Genomic DNA, 4,390 nt, shown 5'->3' with positions numbered 1-4,390 from the left:
CCTCTGATCAGCCTCGCTCATGCTGACAATCTCCAGACAAGCTAATCCATCCTTGCGGGGAGCGACCTCCGTTGCGAAGGCAACTATTGTGCTGATGCCGTCATTACCGGGGAACGCTAAACAGATACGATGTAGCCTTTCTATGTTATAGGGATCAAGCTGATCCATATCGATATAGAAAGCGGTGCTTGAAAGTCGTATGCCGCGGCAGACTCGTCCGTCGACCGCGATGTCGAACGCGACGGGAAACGGCACGCTGGCTATCCTATCGGCGGGGTCGCGCTCAACGCCGCCTTTGTCCGGGCCGGAGCAATCGTCAAGGGCGAGAATTGGAGATGAGGTCGGCATGCATCACATCGGCCCAGGCAAATGCAATCCTGTCATGAGTTGTAAGAAAAGCCACTCCACTTCGGCGAAACTCCCTGGTTCAACTGGGTGTAGCCCCGCCAGTCCCGTCACCAGAACAAGGAAACTGAGCAGAGCCGCAACCTGAAGAAAACCGCTACTGACCGCGACGAGTGGCTGGCCGCTGGTAGCACGGGAGAATCCTTGGTGCCGCCAGCCCTGGGTATCGAGATGAAAAACCAGGTGGATCTTGATCATCGCTCCCCAGATTTGATTATAGATCATCATCCATGGCCATAGAATATTCAAATGGCCGTGGAGCGTTCCGACGAGAAGGCTCATCATGCATCTGACAGTTATCGTCCATAGAATATAAGCTGGAATAGCGATGAAAAAGCCGGAGAAAGCCAAGACAAGCGCGGTAACAGGGCCCGTGAGCGCGGTCCATACGGAAAGCCGCTGATCAAGAATGCACCACCAGGTGAAGACGCCAATCCGCCACGGAGGAAGCATGATGGCCTTGACATTGGCCCGCAGCATGTTCCCATACCAACGCATCATGAGCCGTGATGTGGTTTGCACAAAGGAAGAATTGCTGGCCGATGCCTCTAAAGACACCGCCATGGCATCGGGCACATATAGCATGCGGCGGCCCCTGCGCATGAGATGATACCAGGTCGACTTGTCATCGCCCGTGATGCACCTGATCCTGCCCATACGCCAATGGTCTATGTAGTCTGACTCGACCGCCGCGATGAAGTCATCGTCGAGGGCATCCTCCGTTCGCACGACCGAGAATCGCCCGGTCAACACGAGCAGCCGCCCTGACAGAGACAGAGAACACATATTTAGATGCCGGTTGGCATGCTTGAGTTCATACCATGCCTTCAGAGCCGCAGATCCCTTCACCACGGCGCTGTTGTTCGCGGTAACGGCACACAGCTCCGGGTCGCTACTGAGCAGAGCGATGCACCGCGCAAGGGCCATGGGCTCAAGCAAGACGTCACCATCAAGAAGGGCAACGACCGTTCGCCCCGTCATGCACCTCGATCGGAGTGCACGGAGAGCCTTGCCAAGGGCTTGCCGCTTTCCCTCACCCGTCTGAAATTGCACGATGCATTGAATTGCCTCCGGTCGGCCCATATCGTTGTATACTTGACGGAGTACGGCCTCGTCAGAAGCAGATGTAACGGACGCGACCACTTTACCGGGAATCTTGCTCTCTAGAATATTGCTGAATAGCGCTCGGTAAACGACTGCAAAATCGGAGGCAGGGATGTTGTACGAGGCAACGACGACATGAATACCTTCCACCGATGAAATACGTTCTGAACCTCGCGCGCGCCTGCAGATGCGGGGATAGACGATCCTTAGGTAAAGAACCGCCCTAACAGCGTGAGTGATCCACCACCCGTATCGCCACAACGCGAAAAAACCAAGCAGGCCGAAGACTGACAAGACATGGTCGGGCATTTGATATGGGAGCGACTATCTTCAAGTTTATGGGTCAGACCAGCATGAGGACTAGTTAAAACGACTTGGATGTCCCAAGCTTGAGGTACGGCGAATTGTCACCGCCGCCTTCCTCACTGCCAAAACCATAGCCCGCTTCTGTGTTCAGCTTGAAGCCGCCCAACTTCATACCGTTGATAAACATCCCTAAACGATAGGACTCAAAGGTGTCACTGCCGAGAACAGTCACGTCGGGTCCAAATGCCAAGTCGTCTTTTTTCAAACCGACCTGTATCGACAAACCATACTTGTCGAGTGTCGTTGCGTAATGGCCGGTAACTGACATATGATAAGGACTATTATGGTTTGCGAGTAACTGAGTCATTATCTTGCCACCAGCTAAACCTCCGGCGTAAGCGCCTTCTTCGTCATTGTCGAAGTCACGATTCAACATCGTGAGCCCGCCGAATGCCCTAAGGCGGAAATCGCTGGTTTTGAACTGGTATCCTATCAGAAGGTCACCTGATTGAGAAACGAGATCGTTATCTCCCAATTCGTAGGTACCAACACTCAGCAATCCCCGCAGTAACAAGCCCTCAGCTGACAAATCGCCTTCTGTGGAAGAGACTATGGAGGCGGTACTGGTCATGCCGTCTGTCGCAAGAGTATTCGTGACTGACACTGAAGTGCTCGACTGCGCAAGAGCACCAGTCGAATTGATTACCAGCAACGTAGCAATTCCAGCGCACACGCGGGACCAACTAATCAATAATCACCTCTAAGGAAGCAAGGTCACGAATTGCTCTATGAGTACCAGATCGAGATTTCCGCTAGATGCGTATGCGGTATGAGTGAGGCAGTCAAGGGGGCTGGGCAGTACACTGGCCGCTACGATGGTTTTGAAGGCAGGTTTTGAGCACCGGCGGATGCTTTTGGTACTTTAGGGGCCTGAAGCCTTTCCCGGCTTCCAGCATACCGCGGCAGTCCATCGCAATCCCATCTTCGCGTTCTGCCAGTGCTTCACTTTCCGGCACCCTTGGCGAGTGCGCTGTTCATGCTTTCGATGATCTTGGTGCAGGCCAGCGAGCGGCGCAGGTCCGAAGGCAGGCTCAACCAGTAGTTCGTCGATAGCATTTGAGGTCCGAGGCAGCAGGAAGTTGCATTATGGGTCCGGACCCATAAAGCGCGCGAGATGAAGCACGCTGGGACACATCGATTACAGCGTTAGGAATGGCGTCGAACCCGTCCGGGGCCCACCAGGCCGGTTCGAGGTTGCGTGGGCCGTATCGCTGATCTGTAAGCGCCGACTACGCCCGATTGAATATTGGGGTTCTGCCCGTGATCGGCCCCCAACGAGTGGTCCGGATTGAATGTTAGTGCATTGGCTGCCTTGGCGCCAGCGCGGGCGGCGTAGCCGGCTAGAGCCCCGCCTCCTTAGCGACATCGGCGGCTTCGGACAACAGCTGCAGAATTTCCTCGAGAGCGGCGCGCTGCTTGCCGTGCGCCTTCTTGCCGTCGAGCAGCGCGGCAATCTCGAGCCTGATCGCGTCGATCTTGCCGGTGAATTCCATGTCAGCCATTTGCTCTCTCCATTCGGCGGCGCTTTCAGACCTCAATGTCGCGGCCCGCGTCCCGCCGCAACCACTTCCTGACGCGCCGGGCGTAGGCCTTCTTGGCCGCCTTACGCATCCCGGCCCTCCACCGGAATAGCCGCTTCCAGCCGGTCAGGGCTTCCGGCTCAAGACCGCCTCGCATATGGATTCGCTCTTTCATGGCACGGGCCTCATCTTCTCGATCAGCGCCATGACGGCATCGACGTCAGCCGTCCCGGCTTGCGGCTCACCGTCCTCGACGTCGTCTACATCCACATCAAAGTTGCTCTCGAGCGCCGACGCGATCACAGCGATATCGGTCACCCACTGATCGAAGGTCTCGTCTGCCACGGCGCCATCGTGGTGGCGCGCCACCCTCGCCTGCTTCACCAGCAGATCGAGACGCTCGGCGAGGCAAGAGAGCCGGTACAGGCAAGAGAGCCGGTCAGACAGCGTCAGCCGGATGGCGTCCTGCCATGTGCCAGCCGCCACAGCTCCGAGCAGCCGCTCGTAGGTCAGGCGGGTGGCGACCAGATCCTCGAAGATCGCCGCCCAGGTGTTGTCGATGGCGTGGTTCATGAGGCGCGGCATACCTCTGTTGCGACCAGTTCCGCCAGTCTGGAGTGGTCGCATCATTCTGCCATAAGGCTCGCAGCAAGACGGCTGTGTGGCGTCCGATCTTGAACCGGATTGCACACCAGTACCTCAAAGAAGTCATTTATAGCCGTGATCTTGTTTACGCGGTCTGTACCCGTTAACCGCGTCAGCACGGCCCCAACACTGCCAAGCGATCAGAAGTGATAACTCAGGCCGACTCTAGCAATATGAACGTCAAGTGAGACAGAACTCTCGAGTTCGTGCCCGGCCTGATAAACATCGAGCACCACAAGGGTCGAATCGATCTCGCCTAGGTCGGCATACAGGTATTCTGCCTTCAGCGACCAGTCCGAGTTGACGCGCCACTCAACTCCCGCACCCGCCGCGAGGCCTGTATTCAAACC

The 4,390-nt window shown here is 56.4% G+C and carries 6 protein-coding genes and 1 pseudogene; all 7 read right to left on the bottom strand.

What is annotated here, in order from left to right; translation table 11 throughout:
- The coding region (locus ACILRA_RS20380) for a hypothetical protein (RefSeq protein ID WP_395663883.1) at window positions 1-348 on the bottom strand (348 nt) is incomplete at its 3' end.
- A 3-nt stretch (window positions 349-351) separates the two neighbouring features.
- On the bottom strand, window positions 352-1,818 hold the full coding sequence (locus ACILRA_RS20375) for a glycosyltransferase (protein WP_395663882.1): 1,467 nt from the start codon (window positions 1,816-1,818) through the stop codon (window positions 352-354).
- 55 nt (window positions 1,819-1,873) lie between these two features.
- Window positions 1,874-2,479 (bottom strand): cellulose biosynthesis protein BcsS, encoded by a 606-nt coding sequence (gene bcsS / locus ACILRA_RS20370; protein ID WP_395663884.1) that lies wholly within the window; start codon window positions 2,477-2,479, stop codon window positions 1,874-1,876.
- 178 nt (window positions 2,480-2,657) lie between these two features.
- A pseudogene (locus ACILRA_RS20365) lies at window positions 2,658-2,910 on the bottom strand (IS256 family transposase); the annotation flags it as partial.
- A 305-nt stretch (window positions 2,911-3,215) separates the two neighbouring features.
- Entirely contained in the window at window positions 3,216-3,377 is a 162-nt protein-coding gene (locus ACILRA_RS20360) for a hypothetical protein (protein ID WP_395663881.1), read from the bottom strand.
- 189 nt (window positions 3,378-3,566) lie between these two features.
- Window positions 3,567-3,980 (bottom strand): hypothetical protein, encoded by a 414-nt coding sequence (locus ACILRA_RS20355; RefSeq protein ID WP_395663880.1) that lies wholly within the window; start codon window positions 3,978-3,980, stop codon window positions 3,567-3,569.
- A gap of 200 nt (window positions 3,981-4,180) precedes the next feature.
- Window positions 4,181-4,390, bottom strand: a 210-nt coding sequence (locus ACILRA_RS20350) for an outer membrane protein (protein ID WP_395663879.1), incomplete at its 5' end; no start/stop codon positions are given.

The sequence above is a fragment of the Aestuariivirga sp. genome (genome assembly GCF_044239095.1).
Lineage (GTDB): Bacteria > Pseudomonadota > Alphaproteobacteria > Rhizobiales > Aestuariivirgaceae > Aestuariivirga.
The sequence above is the reverse complement of the archived record's forward strand: the minus strand, read 5'-3'. Positions and strand labels throughout refer to the sequence as shown.